The sequence below is a fragment of the Actinosynnema sp. NPDC004786 genome, assembly GCF_053601135.1.
The window spans coordinates 47,586-65,426 of sequence record NZ_JBSGBG010000007.1 but is presented as its reverse complement, the minus strand read 5'-3'; the positions used below and the strand labels follow the sequence as shown (position 1 = coordinate 65,426).

Genomic DNA, 17,841 nt, shown 5'->3' with positions numbered 1-17,841 from the left:
GGTTGAACGGACCCGTGGTTGGGTACGTGGTGGCGGTGAGCCGGGCTGAGGAGTCACACCAGCGGAGGTTGGCCCGCAACCTCAACGAGTTGCTGCAGGAACTCCGGGTGGCGCAGGCGGGCGTCCAGATCCTGTTCGGCTTCCTGCTGTCGATCACGTTCACCGACCGGTACGCGTCCGCCGACGCGTACATCCGCGCCACCCACCTGATCACGATCCTGTTCGCCGCGTGCGCGGTCGCGCTGCTCACCGCGCCCGCGGCGTGGCACCGGCTGCTGTTCCGGCGCGGCCGGCGCGAGGACGTGATCGAGGTGGCGAACCGGTTCGCGATCGCCGGGTTGGCGTTCCTGGCCCTGGCCATGATCGGCACCGTGCTGATGCTCGGCGAGGTGATCATCGGCGGCTGGGTGGCCATCGGGTTCGGCGTGTTCGCGCTGCTGCTGTTCGGCACGCTGTGGTTCGCCCTGCCGTGGCGCGAGCGCGGCCGGGACAGCATCGAGTCCGACGACGTGGACGAAGCCGACCGCCTCGAATGACCCCGGGCCGACCGCCCGCGCGACCCCCGCAGCCGACCGCCTCGCACGAGTCCCCGCAGCAGACCGCCTCGCACACCACGCGCACGACGCACGTGACCCTGGTGGCCGCCCGCCGTGCGTGATCCCCGACCCGCGGCCCACCGCCTCGAACGACCCCCGGGCCGACCACCCGGCGTGACCACCCACCCCGGCGGGTCGGCCGCCGGGGATCAGCCCGACTCGTCGGTCGAGTGGTGCGGCGCGCCGACCGGCTTGGACTGCGACGAGCCCCGCTGGCGCAGGTACACGCTGAACACCACCATCGAGCCGATCGCCAGGAACTCCGACTGCCAGTTCTGCAGCGACCGGTTCCAGAAGTCGGCCGACAGCACGTAGTCCCACCAGCCGACCGGGTCCTGGAAGGTGTTCAACTGGTCGTTGTTGTACGCGCTGCGCCCGGCGATGGACTGCGCGCCCCACGAGCCGAGGAACAACACCAGCATCACCAGGCCGAGCGAGTTCGAGTACAGGGCGGTCCGCCAGCCGCCCGCCTTCGCCCACGGCGGCGACTGCCCCGTCGCGTGCGCGCCGAGCGACTGGCTCTCGTCGGACTCCGGCCCGAGCCGGTCCGCGGTCTTCGACTCGGTCGACCCCTTCTGCATCAGCCACACGGTCGCGAAGATGAACAGGAAGAACTGCAGGTACTCGGACTGCCAGTTCTCGGCCACGTCCACGGCGAAGTCCGACGACGTCACGTACTGCCAGAACCCGATCGGGTCACCGCCGTCGGTGAGCCGGTCGGCGTTGAGGGCGGCGTTGCCGGCGAACGCCTGACCGACCAGCGAGGCCAGGAACAGCAGGCCGAACGCCAACCCCAGCCCGTTGTCGCGCAGGAACCGCTTCACATGCCCACCAACCCGATGACGGCGAAGTAGACCAGCAGCACCAGCACACCGACCAGGTACACGTAGAACATCGCCCGTTGCGTCACGGCCCGCCCACCTCGCACTCGTACGGCCGGTCCCCGCGCGACTCGCACCCCGCGCCGGACACCCGCCACCCCGACGACAGCTCGCGCAGGAACAGCACGTCCCGCGAGGTGCGGACCTGCGCCGCGTCACCCCAGACCTCGACGGACTCCACGGCGCCGCCGGGCACGTCCAGCGACGAGCAGTCCACGCCCTCGCGCGCCCGGTCCGTCAACAGCGCGCACGCGCGGTCCGCGTCGCCCGAGGACACCGCGGCGGTGAAGTCCTCCACCGCCCGCCCGACCAGGTCGCCGGAACCCGGACCGCACCCGCTCGCCACCAGCACCGCCGCCGACGCCGCGGCGGCCGACCACCGAAAGCGGATCATGGCTGCAACCTAGCCCGTCAAGGCCGGAACAGCACTTTGACGGCGTTGTCCTGCTTGCGCTGGAAGATCTCGTAGGCGTGCGGCGCCTGGTCGAGCGGCAGGTGGTGGGTGGCGAACGAGTCCACGCCGAGCGGGTCGCCGTCGGTCAACAGCGGCAGGATCTCCGGCACCCAGCGCCACACGTTCGCCTGGCCCATGCGCAGCTGCACCTGCTTGTCGAACAGCGTCAGCAGCGGCATCGGGTCGGCCATCCCGCCGTACACACCGGACACCGAGATGGTGCCGCCCCTCCGCACGATGTCGATCGCCAGGCGCAGCGCGTGCAGCCGGTCCACGCCCGCGGTCCGCATGAACGGCGCGGCGATGGCGTCCGGCAGCAGGCCGACCGCCTGGTGCGCGAGCTTGGCGACCGGCGCGCCGTGCGCCTCCATGCCGACGGCGTCGATCACCGCCTCCGGGCCGCGCCCGCCGGTGAGGTCGCGGATGTGGTCCACCAGGTGGCTGTCGCGCACGTTCAGCACGGTCACGCCGTGGCCGCGGGCCCGTGCCATCCGCTCGGGCACCAGGTCGACCCCGATGACGGTCTCCACGCCGCGGTGCTGGGCGATGCGGGTCGCCATGTCGCCGATCGGGCCGAGGCCGAGCACGACCAGGCTGTCCCGGGTGGCCGCGTACTCCACCGCCTGCCACGCGGTCGGCAGCACGTCGGACAGGTACACGAACCGGTCGTCCGCCGGACCCTCGGGCACCTTGATGGGCAGCGTGTTGCCGAACGGCACCCGCAGGTACTCGGCCTGCCCGCCGGGCACCTGCCCGTACAGCTTGGTGTAGCCGAACAGCGCCGCGCCCGTGCCCTGCTCGCGCACCTGGCTCGTCTCGCACTGCGACTGCAGGCCGCGCTCGCACATGAAGCACGTGCCGCACGAGACGTTGAACGGGATGACGACCCGGTCGCCGGGCTTGACCCCGGTGACCTCCGCGCCGACCTCCTCGACCACGCCCATGGGCTCGTGCCCGAGGACGTCGCCCTGGTCGATGAACGGGCCCAACACCTCGTACAGGTGCAGGTCGGAGCCGCACAAGCCGGTGGACGTGACGCGCACGATGACGTCGGTCGGCTCCTTGAGGACGGGGTCCGGCACGGTCTCCACGCGCACGTCCCGCTTGCCGTGCCAGGTGACGGCCTTCATGGTGCTCCTCCCACTGCCGACGTCGACTGTCCGGAGCGTTCCCGGCACGGCGTGTGGCAAACACCGGGCCGGGTACCCGCCGCCCATGACTGCACCACTACCCCAGGACCGGGTCGGCGCGCCGATGCGCGCCGTCGTGACCGGCTCCGACTCCGGCATCGGCCGGGCCGTCGCGGTGGCGTTGGCCGGTGGCGGGGTGGACGTCGGCATCACGTTCCACACCGACGCCGAAGGCGGCGAGCGCACCGCTCGGGAGGTCCGCGCGCAGGGCGTGCGGGCGGCCGTGCGGCGGCTCGACCTGACCGACCTGCCCACCGCCGCGGCCGTGGTCGACGAGCTGGCCGAGGAGCTGGGCGGCATCGACGTGCTGGTGAACTGCGCGGGCACCGGCACCGCGCAGAAGGCCATGGACATGGACTTCGACACCTGGCGCTCGGTGCTGTCGGTCGACCTCGACGGCGCGTTCCTGTGCGCGCAACGCGCCGCCAAGCACATGATCGAGGCCGGGCAGGGCGGCCGGATCATCAACATCACCTCCGTGCACGAGCACCAGCCCCGGGTCGGCGCGGCGCCCTACTGCGCGGCCAAGGCCGGGCTGGGCGCGTTGACGAAGGTGCTGGCCCTGGAGCTGGCCGAGCACGCCATCACGGTCAACTCGGTCGCGCCCGGCGAGATCTCCACCCCGATGACGGGCCAGGAGGACGTGGACCCGCGCACCCAGCCGCGGCCGGGCGTGCCGCTGGGGCGGCCGGGCAGCGCGGACGAGGTCGCCGCGGTGGTGGCGTTCCTGGCCACGCCGGCGGCCGGGTACGTGACCGGGGCGTCGTTCGTGGTGGACGGCGGCATGACGTTGATGGGCCCGCAGGCGAGCCAACTCCTCACCGACCGGAAGTGGCTCCAACCCTGACCACGGGAGCGCCCCGTGCCCCCGTCCGGGGACACGGGGCTCGTCGGAAGTCCCCGGGCCGCGCCTACTTGGACCGGGCCTTCGCGGTCTTGCGGTTGTTGGCCTTGCCGATCGCCTCGACGAGCTGCTGCTTGGTCATGGTCGAGCGGCCGGGCACGTCCAGCCTCTTCGCCAGGTCGTAGAGGTGCTGCTTGCTGGCGTTGGCGTCCACGCCGCCCGCCGTCCTGCCCTGCTTGGGCGTGCTGCGCGCGGCCTGCGCGTCGGACGGGCCCTTCTCCCGCTTCGGCTCCCAGTGGTCGCCGACCTTCTCGAACGAGTGCTTCAACGCGGCGAACGCGGTCCGGTGCGAGCGCTGGCCCTCGCCGTACGTCTGCACGGCCGAGTCGTGCGCCTTGATCCACGTCCGCTGCGCCTTCTTCGACGACCGCGCGATCGTGCTGGGCAGCTCCTCACGTCCGGGCATGGCTGTCCTCCTCGGGGCTCCGCCTCGGGTTTCACCTCGACCGCCGGGGTACCCGGTGTCCATGACGGACATGCGTGTCGCAGCACTCGACGTCCACAGCCCGGTCGACGGTCGGCTGATCGGCTGGTTGCCCGGCGCCACGGACGAGGACGTGGCCGGCGCGGTGCTCACCGCGCGTGAGGCGCAACCCGGTTGGGCGGCAACCCCTGCCGCCGAACGGGGAGCGGCGCTCAGGGCCGCCGCGGCGGCGGTCCGGGAGCACGCGGACGAGCTGGCCGAGCTGCTGCACTCGGAGACCGGCCGCCCCGTCGGGTCCGCCCGGGACGGTGTGCTGGCGGGCGCGTCCACGTTGGAGCAGTACGCCGAGCTGGGTCCGGTGCACCGCGGCCGGTCGCTGCACGGCGCGCACGACGCCGCCGACTTCATGGTCCCCGAGCCGCGCGGCGTGGTCGTCGCCCTCACCCCGTGGAACGACCCGGTCGCCGTCTCCTGCGGGCTGCTCGGCGCGGCCCTGGTGACCGGCAACACCGTGGTGCACAAGCCGAGCGAGCGCTGCCCGCACACGGGTGTGCTGCTGGCGCAGCTCCTGGTCGAGCACTTCCCTCCGGGCGTGCTCCAGAGCCTCACCGGCGACGGCGCGGTGGGCGCGGCGCTGGCCGCGTCGCCGCACGTGGACGTCGTCGCCCACGTCGGCGGCACGGCGACCGGCCGCTCGATCGCCGCCGCGTGCGCCGCGACCGGCGCGAAGGCGCTGCTGGAGAACGGCGGCAACGACCCGCTGCTGGTCGACGCGGACGTGGACCCGGCCTGGGCGGCCGAACAGGCGGCGATCGGCGCGTTCACCAACGCCGGGCAGCTCTGCACCTCGGTGGAGCGGATCTTCGTGCACCAGGCCGTGGCCGGGGAGTTCCTGGCGGCGCTGTGCGACGAGGCCGGGCGCTGGAACGCCGACCCGCAGCCGCTGGTGGACGCCCGGATGCGGGAGCACGTGCACGCGCACGTCGCCGAGGCCGTGGCCGACGGCGCGGAGCTGCTGGTCGGCGGCAGGATCCCGGACCGCGAGGGCGCGTACTACCCGGCGACCGTGCTCGCCCGCTGCACGCCCGACATGCGCGTGATGCGGGAGGAGACGTTCGGCCCGGTCGCGGCGGTGCGCGTGGTGCCGTCGTTCGAGGAGGGCCTGGCCGAGGCGTGCGTGGACGAGCACGGCCTGGCCGCGACCGTGCTCACCGGGTCGATGGCGCACGCGCAGCGGGCGTGGCGGGAGCTGCCGGTCGGCACGGTGAAGGTCAACGCGGTGTTCGGCGGCGCGCCCGGCGGGGCCGCCGAGCCGCGCCGGCGGTCCGGCACCGGGTTCGGGTACGGGCCGGAGCTGCTGGACGAGATGACCGCGGTGAAGGTCGTGCACCTCGGCCAGGGTCAGATCCAGCCCTCGTCCCAGGCCAGCCGCGCGGCCTCGTAGCGGGTGGTCACGCCGAGCTTGGTCATCGCCGACGACAGGTAGTTGCGCACCGTGCCGGCGGCGAGGTGGGTCTCGCGGGCGATCGTGGCCACCGTGCCGCCCTGGAGGGCGTGCCGCAGCACGTCCAGCTCCCGGGCGGTCAGCGGGCACGCGCCCTCGGTCAACGCGGCCGCAGCGATCTCGGAGTCCACGTAGCGCCGGCCGGCGTGCACGTCGCGCAGGATGGAGGCGAGCCGCGCGGCCGGGGTGGTCTTGGGCACGAACCCGCGCACGCCCGCGCTCAACGCCCGCCGCAGCACACCGGGCCGGGCGTGCCGGGTCACGATCACCACCGCGACCCCGTCGAGCCCGCGCACCGCCTCGGCCGCCAGCACGCCGTCGCGCCGGGGCATCTCCAGGTCGAACACGGCGATGTCGGGCCGGTGCGCCCGCACCGCCGCGACCGCCGCCTCGCCGTCGCTGGCCTGCGCGACCACCTCGATGTCGTCCTCCAGCTCCAGCAACGCCGCCAACGCGCCCCGGATCAAATCTTCGTCGTCGGCCAGCACCACCCGGATCACCGGCCCACCCCCGTGCGCCGGCCGGCGGCCCCGTGCGCTTCCCGGACCGCCGGCGCGCTCCGGTCGGGTCGGCGGCCCGCCCCGGCCGGCGCCACCCGGGTCATCGACCCACCCCGGCGCGTCCCACCAGCTCGAACGCCTCCGGGCCCGCCGAACCGGCCTCCACCCGGCCCCCGACCGCGGCGAACCGCTCGCGCAGCCCGGCCAGGCCCGAACCCGGCTCGCCGCCCTCGCCCGCGCCCGGCACCCCGTCGTTGCGCACCCGCACGCAGACCCGGTCCCCGGCCACGTCGATCACCAGCGCGCAGCGGCGCGCCCGGCTGTGCCGCAGCACGTTCGTCGTCCCCTCCCGCACCAGCGCGCCGAACAACGGCTGCAACGGCGGCGGCACGCGGGCCGCGTCGCCCTCCACCGTCGTCTCGATCCCCGCCGCCCGCAGCACCCCCACCGCGTTCGCGATCTCCGTGCCCAGGCTGGCCCGCCGGTAGCCCTGCACCACCTCGCGGGTCTCCCGCAACGCGGTCCGTGCCAGCTCGGCCACCTCGCCCGCGTGCCGCCGGGCCTGCTCGTCGTCCCGGCCGATCAGCCGCTGCGCCAGCTCGCCCTTCAACGCGATCGCCTGGAGGTGGTGGCCCTGGACGTCGTGCAGGTCGGCGGCGAACCGCAGCCGCTCCTCGGCCACGGCCAGCGCCTCGGCCGTCCGCCTGCCCTGCTCCTGCCGTACGACGAGCTGCCAGATCCAGAGCTGCGCCAGGTCGGCGAACAGCAGCGCGATGATCATCATCACGGCCAGGACCATCGCCGGTCGGGCGTCCTCGCCCCCGAACACGCCGCCCGCCGCCACCGCGAGCACCGACATCACCGCCGCGGCCGGCCAGCGGCGGCCGGCGGGCAGGGACGCGGCCACGTGCGCGATCACCAGCGCGGGCAGCAGCGACCAGGCCGCCAGGAACCCGCCGCCGGCGCACATCACCGCCCACGCCGCCAACGCCACCGCGAACGTCGCCGCGTGCTCCCACGGCCGGCCGCCGCCACGGCCCAGCCCGTCCATCGCCAGGCGCAGGTACCGGGTGTGCTGGACGACCACCACGACCACCGCCGCCCCCACCAGCAGCGACTTGACCAGGCCGTAGTGGTTGGCGAGCAGGTCGAGCGCGGTGCCGACGAGGACGACCGCGCCGCCCGCCAGCACGGACCACCACGTGTAGCGGCGGAGCCTGGTCAAGGGGGTCACCAGGCGAATCTACGAGCCGGGTCGCACGCCTGTCTGCTGACATCTGTCACACGGACCGGTGCGCGACGGCACTGGGGGGCGCGCGGGCGGGCGACGAGCATGGCGGCCATGGGTGAAGCGGTGATCGACGTGGCGGGCCTGAGGTGCCGCTACGGTGACTTCGAAGCGGTCCGGGGGATCGACTTCGAGGTCCGGCGGGGGGAGCTGTTCGCGCTGCTCGGCACGAACGGCGCGGGCAAGACCACCACCATGGAGACGCTGGAGGGGCTGCGCGCCCCGTTCGCCGGCACCGTGCGGGTGCTGGGGCTGGACCCGTTCCGCGACCGCGCGGCGCTGCGCGGCCGCACCGGCGTCATGTTGCAGGACAGCGGGTTCCCGGCCGACCTCACCGCGCGCGAGATGGTCGCGCTGTGGGGCGCGACGAGCGGCCGGCGGGCCACCGAGGACGTGCTGGCGCGGCTGGACCTGGCGCACCGGCGCGACGTGCGGATCAAGCAGCTGTCCGGCGGCGAGCGGCGGCGGCTCGACCTCGCGCTGGCCGTGCTGGGGCGGCCCGAGCTGCTGTTCCTGGACGAGCCGACGACCGGGCTGGACCCCGAGTCGCGGCGGCGCACGTGGGACGTGGTGCGCGGCCTGCTCGCCGAGGGCACGACCGTCGTGCTGACCACGCACTACCTGGAGGAGGCCGAGTCGCTCGCGCACCGGCTGGCGATCCTGCACGAGGGCGAGGTCGCGGTGTCCGGGGCGCTGGTGGACGTGCTCGCCGCCCAGCCCGCGCGGATCGCGTTCGACCTGCCCGAGCCGCTCGACGTGAGCGCGCTGCCGATGCTGTCCGGCGACGTGGTGCACCGGCCGTCCGGCCGGGTGGAGGTGCGGACCCGCGAGCTGCAGGACGACCTCGCGGTGCTCCTGGCGTGGGCGCGGCAGGAGGGCTTGCGCCTGGGACGCATCCGCGCGCACCACGCCTCGCTGGAGGACGTGTTCCACGGCGCCCGCGCCGGGCGCGAGGCGGTGGCCGCGTGATCGCCGCACTGGGCGTGGCCGAGCTGAAGCTCCTGCTGCGCAACCGGACCGCCGCCGCGCTGGCCGTGCTGATGCCGCTGGCGATGGGCGCCTACTTCGCGCTGACCGCGGACGGCGAGCCGTCCGGCTGGACCACGGTCGTGACGCTGCAACTGCTGTTCTCGCTCGGGTTCACCGTGTACGTGACCGTGACGACCGCGTTGACGGCCCGCCGGCAGGACCTCTACCTCAAGCGGCTGCGGACGGGCGCGGCGTCGGACGCCGTGGTGCTGACCGGCGTGCTGCTGCCGGTCGTGCTGCTGGGGCTCGCGCAGGCGGTGGTGCTGCTGGGCATCAGCGTGGCGGCCGGCGCGCCGCTGCCGGCGCGGCCGGAGCTGCTGGCCTTGGCGGTGGTCGGGGGAGTGGCGCTGAGCTGCGCGGCGGGCGTGTGCACCAGCGGGGTGACCAACACCGCGGAGCTGGCCCAGATCACCACCGCGCCGTTCTTCTTCGCCCTCGTCATCGGCGGCCTGCTGGGGTCCGCCGGGCCGGTGGACGTGCGGCTGTTCCTGGTGCCGGGCAGCGGCCTGGGCACGCTGGTCGGCGCGGCGTGGGGAGGCCCGACCGGGCAGGTCGGCCCGGCCGCCCTGTCCGTGGCGCTGTGGGTGGTGGCGGCGACCGGCCTGGCCGCCCGCTTCTTCCGCTGGGACCCGCGCACGTAGGACGCCCGGGCCCCGGCGGGTGGGACGCCCGCCGGGGCCCGGCCCCTACCTCGCCGCGGGACGTCCCAGGGAGACCAGGCGGAACCCCGCCTCGGCCACCTTCTCGACCGGCAGCAGGTTGCGCGTGTCCACGATGACGGGCTCCGCCATCGCGGCCGCCAGGTTCGGCCAGTCCAGCTCGGCGAACTCCGGCCACTCGGTCAGCACCACCAGGCCGCGCGCGCCGTCCGCCACCGCCTCGGCCGAGCCCAGCACCCGGACCGGGCCGCAGTCCCGGCTGACGCACGGGTCGTAGCCGATCAGCCACGCACCCTCCTCGGCCAGCAGCCGGGCGACCGCGAGGGCGGGGGAGTCGCGCAGGTCGTCGGTGCCCGCCTTGAACGTCAACCCGAGCAGCCCGAGCCGGACGCCCGCCAGCTCGCCGCCCACCGCCTCGCGGACCAGGCCGACGACCCGCCGCGCCTGGTGGTCGTTCGTGCCGATGGTCGCGCGCAGCAACGGGAAGTCGACGTGCGCGTCCTCCGCCGTGGACAACAGCGCCCTGGTGTCCTTGGGGAAGCACGAGCCGCCCCAGCCCGGTCCGGGTTCCAGGAACGCCGACCCGATCCGGTCGTCCAGCTTCATGCCCTCGGTCACGTCGCCGATGTCCGCGCCGACCCGCTCGCACAGCTCGGCGAGGCTGTTGACGTAGGACAGCTTCATGGCCAGGAAGCAGTTGCTGGCGTACTTCACCAGCTCCGCGCTCGCGCTGCCGGTGACCAGCGCCGGCGCGCCCGTCCCCGCGTACAGCGCGACCACCCGGCGTGCGGCGTCCTCGGTCTCGGAGCCGACCACGACCCGTTGGGGCCGCAGGAAGTCGTCCACGGCGTGGCCCTCGCGCAGGAACTCCGGGTTGGACACGACCCGCACGTCGGACCGGCCCACCAACTCGGCCACCCGCTCCGCGGTGCCGGCGGGCACGGTCGACTTGATCACGAGCACGCAGCCGGGCCGGACCGCGTCGCGCGCCTCGCGCAGCACCGCGTGCACCGCGGCGAGGTCGGCCGCCCCGTCCTCGCCGGTCGGCGTCGGCACGCACAGGAACACGAAGTCCACATCGGACAGCGCCTCCGCGTTGCCGAGCACGAACCGCAGCCGCCCGTCGCGCAACCCCTCCGCGACCAGCTCGCCCAACCCCGGTTCGTGCGCGCCGATCTCGGCCCGGCCCAGCGCCGCGACCTTCGCCTCGTCCACGTCCGCGCACACCACGGTGTGCCCGAGCCGGGCGAAGCACGCCGCGGTCGTCAGACCGACATAGCCCGCTCCGATGACGCCGATCCTGGCCACGGTCCACCTCCCAGTAGTGTTCGCGCGGCGTCCAGCACCTCGGCCGCGGTGATGTCGAGCAGCCCCGGGTCGGGCCGGTCGGCGAACGTGTCGCCGGTCCTGCCGCGCCACAGCACCCGGTGCGGCCCCGACCGCGGTCCCCACTCGGCGGGGGACACGGGGCCGAACAACACCACGGACGGCGTGCGGTAGGCGGTGGCGACGTGCGCCACGCCGGTGTCACCGCAGATGACGAGTCGTGCGCCGGCCACGAGGTCCAGCAGTCCGGCCAGGTCGCCGGTGCGCGTGCGGCCGTCGGTGACCTCGCGCACCAGGGGCGCCTCGGCGGGGCTGCCGGTCACCACGACGTCCGGGCCCAACGCGCGCACCACCTCGGCGAACCGGTCCGCGGGCCACCGCCGCGCGCCGTGGCTCGCGCCGGGGTGCACGACGATCGCGCCGTTGCGGGGCCGGGGCGGCAGGTGCAGGTCGTCCGGGTCGCAGGCGATGCCGAACTGCGCCAGCAGCCGGCACCACCGCAGCACCTCGTGCTGGTGCGCGGGCCACGGCACGTGCGCGCCGTGGGTGATCAGCCGTGCCGGGCGGGTGGCGCGCAGCAGGGTCGTGCTCTGCGGCCCCTTCCCGTGCAGGTTGACCGCGAGGTCCGGCGAGTCGCAGTCGAGCGGCACGAGGCCCTCGGTGGGCAGCAGCCGGTCCACCGCGTCGATCCGGTCCACGGCGTCGGCGAGCCAGCCGGGCGCGGCCAGGGTGATCTCCGCGTCGGGGTGCGCCCGGCGCAACCCGCGCAGCGCGGGCACGGCCGTCAGCAGGTCGCCGAGGCCGAGCGCGCGCAGCACGAGGATCCTCACCGCTGCGCCCTCCCGGAGCCCGACCCGGTGTCCCGCGCCGATCCGGAACCGGGGCCGACCTCCCGCGCCCTGCCGTTCCCGCGCGCCTTCCCGGCCGCCGAGGCGTTCCCCGCCCGCTGCTGTCCCGCGGTCCCGCGCGCCTTCCCGGCGCCGGGAGCCGGCTCGGCCTGGCGCGGCTCCCCGGTCCGGCGTGCCGCGCCGGCCGCCGGAGCCTTCGCCGCCTCCCACGCCTTCCCGGTCTCCCGCGCGGTCGTGCGCAGCCGGTCCAGTGCGTCCGCCACCGGCACCACCCGGCGGGTCCGGCCCGCGACCGGCACGCCCCGGTGCCGCACCTCGCCCCGCAGCCGGTGCCAGCACGCGGCGGGCGGGATGGCGACGCTGGTGACGACCATCCTCGCCACCTCGTCGCGGGTGCGCGGTCCGGGTGCGATGCGCTGCGCGGCGAACCACCCGGTGAGCCCCGCCCACGCGCCGCCGAACGCCCACGCCGCCTTCCGCCACCCCAGGAACCCGCACAGGACCGCGGCGGCCCCGGACGCCGTGGTGGCCGCGTGCCACCGCAGCCGACCGGGCGCGCCGCCCATCAGCTCACGCCACCGCGGCCCGAGCAGCCGCCGCGCCAACGCGTCGTCGGCGTTGCCGCGCTGCTGTCGCAGGCTCGCGAAGAACCCCGCCTCGCGCACCGGGTGCGTGGTCACGCGGTCGCCCCTGACGATCCGGTACCCGCGGGCCTGCACGCGCAGCGCCAGCTCGGCGTCCTCCCGGTACGCGCGCGGGAACCGCTCGTCGAACCCGCCCGCGTGCACGAGCGCCGCCCGCCGGTAGGCCATGTCCGCGGTGATCCACCGCGCGTCCGCCAACCCGGCCGTGCCGCGCTCCCAGTCGGTCGGCCGGCGGTCGGCGGGCAGCGGCACGGTGATCCGGCCCTGCGACGCGCCCACGTCCAGCCCCAGCCGGGCCAGGTCGGCGGTCAGCCGCTGCTTCCAGTCGCGCGGCGGCACCACGTCGTCGTCCAGGAACGCGATCCACTCGCAGCACGCCGCACGCCACCCGGCGTTGCGCGCGGCGGCGGGGCCGCGACCGCCGGTGCGCAGCACGCGCGCCGAGTGCGTCGGCGGCAGCGGGCCCGGGTCGGGCCGGTCGTCCACCACGATCACCTCGCGCGGCGGCGGGCCGTCGCCGTGCTCCAGCGCGTCGAGCACGATGCGCAGGCTGTCCCGCCCGACGGTGGGGATCACGACCGCGTAGTCGACGCTCATCGCGGCCGCCGCACCACGAACCGGCCGATGGCCAGCAGGTCCACCGGCGCCGAGCCGAAGCACTCCAGCGCGTCGCGCGGGTCGTCCACCATCGGCCGCCCGGCCGTGTTGAGGCTCGTGTTCACCACCACGGGCACGCCGGTGCGCCGGTCGAACTCGCGGATCACCCGCGCCATCAGCGGCTCGGTGGCCGCGTCCACGGTCTGCACGCGCGCCGTGCCGTCCACGTGCACGACCGCCGGGATGCGGTCGCGCCACTCCGGCCGCACGTCGTGCACGAAGAGCATGTAGGGGCTGGGCAGCGGTCCCCGCTCGAACAGCTCGGCCGCGCGGTCGGCCAGCACCATCGGCGCGATCGGCCGGAACTGCTCGCGCCCCTTCACCTCGTTGAGCCGGGCCAGGTTCTCCGCCCGGCCGGGGTGCGCGAGCAGCGACCGGCGGCCCAGCGCCCGCGGCCCGTACTCGCTGCGACCCTGGAACCAGGCCACCACCTGGTCGTCGGCCAACGCCTCGGCCACCGCGACGGCCACGTCGTCCGGCTCCTCGTACGGCACCTTCGCGGTGCGCAGGTGGTCCTCGATCTCCGCGTCCGTCCAGGACCGGCCCAAATCCGCGCCCGGCATCGCGGCGGCCGGTTCGCCGGCGTCCGCCACCACCTGCAACGCCGCGCCCAGCGCGGTCCCCGCGTCACCGGCGGCCGGCTGCACCCACACCTCCTCGAACGGCCCCTCGGCGAAGATCCGGGTGTTCGCCACGCAGTTGAGCGCCACGCCGCCCGCCATGGTCAGCCGCTTCTGCCCGGTCCGCTCGTGCAGCCACCGCACCAGGTCCAGCAGCACCTCCTCGACCCGGACCTGCACGCTGGCCGCCAGCTCGGCGTGCTCGCGCGTCACCTCGTCGTCCGGGCCGCGGCGCTTGGCCAGCGTCGCCCAGTCCAGCGGCGTGATGTGGAACCCGCCGTCCTCGGTCGCGCGGACGTGCTCGCGCAACAGGTCCAGGTGCTTGGGCTCGGCGTAGGAGGCCAGCGCCATCACCTTGTACTCGTCGCTGGAGCGCAGGAAGCCCAGGTGCTCGGTCAGGTCCTCGTAGAGCAGGCCCAGGGAGTGCGGCAGGTGCTGCGCGGCCAGCGTCTCCAGCCTGTGGTCGCGGTAGCTGCCCGCCAGGTGCGACCGGCACTCGCCGCGGCCGTCGTTGACCAGCACGGCGCAGTCGCCGCCGAACGGCGCGGCCAGGCCGGTCGACGCGGCGTGCGCGACGTGGTGCGGCACGAACCGCACGATGGCCGGGTCCAGCCCCGGCAGCGCGGTGGCCAGGAAGTACGGCGCGCGGCGGGCGTACTCGGTGCGCAGGTCCTCCCACGGCACGTCGTTGGGCTCGACCAGGTCCGGGTCGTAGGAGTAGGCCACGGCGTCCAGGTCGGCGGGCGTCAGCCCGGCGTGCTCCAGGCACCAGCGCGCGGCCTGCTCGGGCTGTTCCCACGCGGAGAACGGCACCGGCCGCTTGCCGTGCTTGCGGCGGGAGAAGCGTTCCTCCTCCGCGGCGGCCACCACCCGGCCGTCCACCACGAGGGCGGCGGCGGGGTCGTGGAAGACCGCGTTGATTCCGAGCACGCGCACGGCGTTCCCCTTTCGCTCCTGCTCCTGAGTGGACCGCCCTCCCGAGTGGACGGTCGCGGACGGACCGACGTGGTCCGACTACCCGACGAGTTCCCGGTCAAACGAGCGCCGCAGCCCCTCGGCCAAGCCGATCTCCGGCTGCCAGCCCAGCACCTCGCGCGCCAGCGAGATGTCCGGGCGGCGACGACGCGGGTCGTCGGTCATCGCGTCGACGTGCTCGACGGGGGAGTCGCTGCCGGTGAACTCGATGACCTTCCGGGCCACCTCCAGCACGGTGATCTCCTCCGGGTTGCCGAGGTTCACCGGACCGGGGTGGTCGCTCTCCGCCATCGACAGCAGCCCGCGCACCAGGTCGTCCACGTGGCACAGCGAACGGGTCTGGGAGCCGTCGCCGTGCACGGTCAGCGGTTCGCCGGCGCGGGCCTGCCGGAGGAACGTGGGGATCATCCGGCCGTCGTGCGGGCGCATCCGCGCGCCGTAGGTGTTGAAGATCCGCACGATGCCCGTGTCGACGCCGTACTCGCGGCGGAACGCGCAGGTCATCGCCTCGCCGAAGCGCTTGGCCTCGTCGTAGACGCTGCGCGGGCCGATCGGGTTGACGTTGCCCCAGTAGGTCTCGCGCTGAGGGTGCTCCAACGGGTCGCCGTACACCTCGCTGGTCGACGCGATGACGATCCGCGCGCCCTTGCGCAGCGCCAGCTCCAACGCGTGCAGCGTGCCGAAGCCGCCGGTCTTGAGCGTGTCGACGGGCATCCGCAGGTAGTCGACCGGGGACGCGGGGCAGGCCAGGTGCATCACCAGGTCCACGTCGCCCAAGAGGTCGATCGGCTTGGAGACGTCGTCCACCACCACGCCCAACCGGGGGTCGTCCGGCAGGTTGTCCGGCGACCCGGTGCGGAAGTCGTCCACGCAGACCACCCGCGCGCCGCGCCTGAGCAGCGCCTCGCACACGTGCGAGCCGAGGAACCCGGCGCCGCCCGTCACCACCACCCGTTCGAATCCCATGGGGGTGGCCTACCCGTGGAGCCGAGGAGTAACCGCCGGTTCCCGGGGTAGTACCCCGTGGTGTCCCGGACGACCGTGGTGATAGCGACCCGTGACCGCGCGGACGACCTCGCGCGGACGCTCACCCGGCTCCGGGAGCTGGACGTGCCGGTCATCGTGGTGGACAACGGGTCGTCCGACGACACGGTGGCGCGCGTGCGGCGGGAGTTCGCCGGGGTCGAGGTGCTGGCCCTGGGGCACAACGAGGGCGCGTTGGCGCGCAACCACGGCGTTCGGCGCGCGACCACCCCGTACGTCGCGTTCAGCGACGACGACTCGTGGTGGGCGCCGGGGTCGCTGCCGCGGGCCGAGGAGCTGTTCGCGCGGCACCCGCGGCTGGGCCTGGTCGCGGCCCGCACGATCGTGGAGCCGTTCGGCCGGTTGGACCCGGTGTGCGAGGAGATGGCCCGCTCGGCGCTGGGGCGCGACGACGACCTGCCCGGACCGTCCGTGCTGGGTTTCGTGTGCTGCGGGGCGATCGTGCGGCGGTCGGCGTTCCTCGCCGCGGGCGGGTTCCACCCGGTGCTGTTCTGGCCGGGGGAGGAGCGGCTGTTCTCCTGGGACCTGGCCGCCGCGGGCTGGGCGTGCTGCTACGTGGACGACGTCGTGGCCCACCACCAGCCGTCGTCGTTCCGGCCGCCGTCGGCGTGGCGGCGGCGGGTGGAGATGCGCAACGAGCTGCTGACGACCTGGCTGCGCCGTCCGGTCGGCGTGGTGCTCGGGCAGACGGCGGCGCTGCTCCGGCAGGCGGTGGGCGACCGGGACGCGGGCGCGGCGCTGGGCGCGGCCGTCCGCAGGCTGCCCGCCGTGCTGCGCCACCGGCGCAGGCTGCCGGCCGACGTGGAGCGCCGGGTCGCCCTGGTCGGCTGACCCCGTCCAGGAGACCGGCGTTCAGGAGGCCGGCGCGTCCCGCTCCACGACGACCTCGCCCGCGTGGTCCAGCCGGTAGCCGACGCCCCGCACGGTGGTGATGATCGACGCCGCGTCGCCCAGCTTGTGCCGGATGCGGCGCACGTGCACGTCCACCGTCCGGGTGTCCACGACGGTCCGCGTGCCCCACACGGTCGACATCAGCGAGGCCCGCCGGTGCACCCGGTGCGGGTGCGTGCACAGGTGGTGCAGCAGGTCGAACTCCAGCCTGGTGAGCTGCACCGGCACGCCCCGGTGCAGCACGCGCCGCGAGTCGACCAGGATCCGCAGCACCGGCTCGGCCCGCGGCGCGGGCAGGTCGACCACCACGTCCGCGTCCCGCAGGTCCACCACCACGTCGGCGTCGCGCAGGTCCAGCGCCGAGCGCAGCGCCGCGGCCAGCCGCCCCGCCGTGTCCACCACCCGCGTGCCCGGGGCGGACACGCGGATGACGACCGTCACCTCGACGTCCGTCCGGCCGACACCGGTCACCTCGGGCAATGCCGTCACGGTGTGATCGGACCAGTGCGGCCCGACGCACGTCAACGCGTTCCAACCCGTGGGAGGCGTTGACAAGGGGCATCATGAAACCCATGAGGACCATCACCCTGAACAACGGCGTGACCATGCCGCGGCTCGGTTTCGGTGTCTTCCAGGTGTCCATTGAGGACACCTACGACGCGGTGGCGGAGGCGCTGCGGGTCGGCTACCGCAGCATCGACACCGCCGCCGCCTACCGCAACGAGGAGCCGGTCGGCCGCGCGGTCGCCGACTCCGGGCTGCCGCGCGACGACGTGTTCGTGACGACCAAGCTCTGGAACTCCGACCAGGGCTACGACGAGGCGCTGCGGGCGTTCGACGCGAGCGCCGAGCGGCTCGGCCTGGACCGGGTCGACCTGTACCTGGTGCACTGGCCCGCGCCCAAGCAGGACCGGTACGTCGACACGTGGCGCGCGCTGGGCAAGCTGCACGCCGACGGCCGGGTCCGCGCGATCGGCGTGTCCAACTTCCAGCCCGCGCACCTGGAGCGGATCATCGACGCCACCGGCGCGGTGCCCGCGGTGAACCAGGTCGAGCTGCACCCGCGGCTCCAGCAGGCCGAGCTGCGGGCCTTCCACGCCCGGCACGGCATCGTGACGGAGGCGTGGAGCCCGCTGGCGCAGGGCGCGTTGCTGTCCGACCCGGTCATCACCGACGTCGCGGCCAAGCACGGGCGCACCCCGGCGCAGGTCGTGCTGCGCTGGCACCTCCAGCTCGGCAACGTCGTGATCCCCAAGTCGGTGACGCCCAGCCGGATCGCGGAGAACTTCGCCCTGTTCGACTTCGAGCTGGACGACGAGGACCTGGGCCGCATCGCCGGGCTGGACCGGGGCGAGCGCACCGGTCCGGATCCCGACACGTTCGGCTAGGCCGCCCGACCACCCGACG

The 17,841-nt window shown here is 74.7% G+C and carries 19 protein-coding genes; 7 read left to right on the top strand and 12 right to left on the bottom strand.

All coding sequences use genetic code 11. From position 1 onward, the window contains the following. Window positions 1-35: 35 nt before the first annotated feature. A complete protein-coding gene (locus ACWEFJ_RS08260; RefSeq protein WP_449713296.1) occupies window positions 36-536 on the top strand; it encodes a DUF6328 family protein in 501 nt (166 codons plus the stop codon). Window positions 537-745: 209 nt separating this feature from the next. On the opposite strand, the gene ACWEFJ_RS08255 is transcribed toward ACWEFJ_RS08260, so the two are convergent. The 3 genes from ACWEFJ_RS08255 to ACWEFJ_RS08245 form a co-directional block, all read right to left on the bottom strand. Next, entirely contained in the window at window positions 746-1,420 is a 675-nt protein-coding gene (locus tag ACWEFJ_RS08255) for a DUF6766 family protein (RefSeq protein ID WP_449713295.1), read from the bottom strand. 82 nt (window positions 1,421-1,502) lie between these two features. Next, the gene (locus tag ACWEFJ_RS08250; protein ID WP_378094064.1) at window positions 1,503-1,871 is read right to left on the bottom strand and encodes a hypothetical protein; all 369 of its coding nucleotides are present in this window, start codon (window positions 1,869-1,871) and stop codon (window positions 1,503-1,505) included. Between the two features lie 17 nt (window positions 1,872-1,888). After that, window positions 1,889-3,061 carry a zinc-dependent alcohol dehydrogenase gene (locus ACWEFJ_RS08245; protein ID WP_378094061.1) on the bottom strand — a complete coding sequence of 391 codons (1,173 nt, stop codon included), beginning with the start codon at window positions 3,059-3,061 and terminating at the stop codon, window positions 1,889-1,891. Between the two features lie 85 nt (window positions 3,062-3,146). Between ACWEFJ_RS08245 and ACWEFJ_RS08240 the strand changes: the two genes are divergently transcribed. After that, on the top strand, window positions 3,147-3,968 hold the full coding sequence (locus ACWEFJ_RS08240; protein ID WP_449713294.1) for an SDR family oxidoreductase: 822 nt from the start codon (window positions 3,147-3,149) through the stop codon (window positions 3,966-3,968). 64 nt (window positions 3,969-4,032) lie between these two features. Here the strand turns inward: ACWEFJ_RS08240 and ACWEFJ_RS08235 are convergent, their stop codons facing one another. After that, window positions 4,033-4,431, bottom strand: coding sequence for a ChaB family protein (locus ACWEFJ_RS08235; protein ID WP_378094057.1), 399 nt, complete (start codon window positions 4,429-4,431; stop codon window positions 4,033-4,035). A gap of 70 nt (window positions 4,432-4,501) precedes the next feature. Here ACWEFJ_RS08235 and ACWEFJ_RS08230 point away from each other — a divergent pair, with 70 nt between their 5' ends. Further along, complete coding sequence (locus tag ACWEFJ_RS08230) at window positions 4,502-5,893, top strand: aldehyde dehydrogenase family protein (protein ID WP_449713376.1); 1,392 nt, start codon at window positions 4,502-4,504, stop codon at window positions 5,891-5,893. Here ACWEFJ_RS08230 and ACWEFJ_RS08225 read toward each other — a convergent pair. Both ACWEFJ_RS08225 and ACWEFJ_RS08220 read right to left on the bottom strand, forming a co-directional pair. Continuing rightward, window positions 5,851-6,453 (bottom strand): response regulator transcription factor, encoded by a 603-nt coding sequence (locus ACWEFJ_RS08225; protein ID WP_449713293.1) that lies wholly within the window; start codon window positions 6,451-6,453, stop codon window positions 5,851-5,853. The genes ACWEFJ_RS08230 and ACWEFJ_RS08225 overlap by 43 nt on opposite strands. A gap of 100 nt (window positions 6,454-6,553) precedes the next feature. Continuing rightward, a complete protein-coding gene (locus tag ACWEFJ_RS08220) occupies window positions 6,554-7,687 on the bottom strand; it encodes a histidine kinase (protein WP_449713292.1) in 1,134 nt (377 codons plus the stop codon). A gap of 108 nt (window positions 7,688-7,795) precedes the next feature. Between ACWEFJ_RS08220 and ACWEFJ_RS08215 the strand changes: the two genes are divergently transcribed. Both ACWEFJ_RS08215 and ACWEFJ_RS08210 read left to right on the top strand, forming a co-directional pair. Further along, on the top strand, window positions 7,796-8,710 hold the full coding sequence (locus tag ACWEFJ_RS08215) for an ABC transporter ATP-binding protein (RefSeq protein ID WP_378096055.1): 915 nt from the start codon (window positions 7,796-7,798) through the stop codon (window positions 8,708-8,710). Next, window positions 8,707-9,411, top strand: a complete 705-nt coding sequence (locus ACWEFJ_RS08210) for an ABC transporter permease (protein ID WP_378096058.1) — start codon at window positions 8,707-8,709, stop codon at window positions 9,409-9,411. Before ACWEFJ_RS08215 ends, ACWEFJ_RS08210 begins: the two co-directional genes overlap by 4 nt. Before the next feature lie 45 nt (window positions 9,412-9,456). Here ACWEFJ_RS08210 and ACWEFJ_RS08205 read toward each other — a convergent pair whose 3' ends face one another. From ACWEFJ_RS08205 to ACWEFJ_RS08185, 5 genes are all read right to left on the bottom strand, one after another. After that, window positions 9,457-10,737: a UDP-glucose dehydrogenase family protein gene (locus tag ACWEFJ_RS08205; protein WP_449713291.1), complete on the bottom strand. Its 1,281-nt coding sequence runs from the start codon at window positions 10,735-10,737 to the stop codon at window positions 9,457-9,459. Next, window positions 10,695-11,585, bottom strand: coding sequence for a glycosyltransferase family 9 protein (locus ACWEFJ_RS08200; RefSeq protein ID WP_449713290.1), 891 nt, complete (start codon window positions 11,583-11,585; stop codon window positions 10,695-10,697). The genes ACWEFJ_RS08205 and ACWEFJ_RS08200 overlap by 43 nt, the downstream gene beginning before the upstream one ends. After that, complete coding sequence (locus ACWEFJ_RS08195; protein WP_449713289.1) at window positions 11,582-12,844, bottom strand: glycosyltransferase family 2 protein; 1,263 nt, start codon at window positions 12,842-12,844, stop codon at window positions 11,582-11,584. The genes ACWEFJ_RS08200 and ACWEFJ_RS08195 overlap by 4 nt, the downstream gene beginning before the upstream one ends. Next, window positions 12,841-14,460 (bottom strand): carbamoyltransferase family protein, encoded by a 1,620-nt coding sequence (locus ACWEFJ_RS08190; RefSeq protein ID WP_449713288.1) that lies wholly within the window; start codon window positions 14,458-14,460, stop codon window positions 12,841-12,843. The genes ACWEFJ_RS08195 and ACWEFJ_RS08190 overlap by 4 nt, the downstream gene beginning before the upstream one ends. 78 nt (window positions 14,461-14,538) lie before the next feature. Beyond that, a complete protein-coding gene (locus ACWEFJ_RS08185) occupies window positions 14,539-15,465 on the bottom strand; it encodes a UDP-glucuronic acid decarboxylase family protein (protein ID WP_449713287.1) in 927 nt (308 codons plus the stop codon). Between the two features lie 57 nt (window positions 15,466-15,522). Here ACWEFJ_RS08185 and ACWEFJ_RS08180 point away from each other — a divergent pair, with 57 nt between their 5' ends. Next, on the top strand, window positions 15,523-16,374 hold the full coding sequence (locus ACWEFJ_RS08180) for a glycosyltransferase family 2 protein (protein WP_449713286.1): 852 nt from the start codon (window positions 15,523-15,525) through the stop codon (window positions 16,372-16,374). 21 nt (window positions 16,375-16,395) lie between these two features. Here the strand turns inward: ACWEFJ_RS08180 and ACWEFJ_RS08175 are convergent, their stop codons facing one another. After that, window positions 16,396-16,923, bottom strand: a complete 528-nt coding sequence (locus ACWEFJ_RS08175; RefSeq protein WP_449713285.1) for a winged helix-turn-helix domain-containing protein — start codon at window positions 16,921-16,923, stop codon at window positions 16,396-16,398. 74 nt (window positions 16,924-16,997) lie between these two features. Here ACWEFJ_RS08175 and ACWEFJ_RS08170 point away from each other — a divergent pair, with 74 nt between their 5' ends. After that, window positions 16,998-17,822, top strand: coding sequence for an aldo/keto reductase (locus ACWEFJ_RS08170; RefSeq protein ID WP_378096083.1), 825 nt, complete (start codon window positions 16,998-17,000; stop codon window positions 17,820-17,822). Window positions 17,823-17,841 lie beyond the last annotated feature (19 nt).

What these genes read in the sequence shown, in the direction of transcription:
- ACWEFJ_RS08250 (WP_378094064.1), bottom strand. Translation starts at nt 1,871, where the DNA reads ATGATCCGCTTTCGGTGGTCGGCCGCCGCGGCGTCGGCGGCGGTGCTG.
- ACWEFJ_RS08245 (WP_378094061.1), bottom strand. Translation starts at nt 3,061, where the DNA reads ATGAAGGCCGTCACCTGGCACGGCAAGCGGGACGTGCGCGTGGAGACC.
- ACWEFJ_RS08240 (WP_449713294.1), top strand. Translation starts at nt 3,147, where the DNA reads ATGACTGCACCACTACCCCAGGACCGGGTCGGCGCGCCGATGCGCGCC.
- ACWEFJ_RS08235 (WP_378094057.1), bottom strand. Translation starts at nt 4,431, where the DNA reads ATGCCCGGACGTGAGGAGCTGCCCAGCACGATCGCGCGGTCGTCGAAG.
- ACWEFJ_RS08230 (WP_449713376.1), top strand. Translation starts at nt 4,502, where the DNA reads ATGCGTGTCGCAGCACTCGACGTCCACAGCCCGGTCGACGGTCGGCTG.
- ACWEFJ_RS08215 (WP_378096055.1), top strand. Translation starts at nt 7,796, where the DNA reads ATGGGTGAAGCGGTGATCGACGTGGCGGGCCTGAGGTGCCGCTACGGT.
- ACWEFJ_RS08195 (WP_449713289.1), bottom strand. Translation starts at nt 12,844, where the DNA reads ATGAGCGTCGACTACGCGGTCGTGATCCCCACCGTCGGGCGGGACAGC.
- ACWEFJ_RS08185 (WP_449713287.1), bottom strand. Translation starts at nt 15,465, where the DNA reads ATGGGATTCGAACGGGTGGTGGTGACGGGCGGCGCCGGGTTCCTCGGC.
- ACWEFJ_RS08170 (WP_378096083.1), top strand. Translation starts at nt 16,998, where the DNA reads ATGAAACCCATGAGGACCATCACCCTGAACAACGGCGTGACCATGCCG.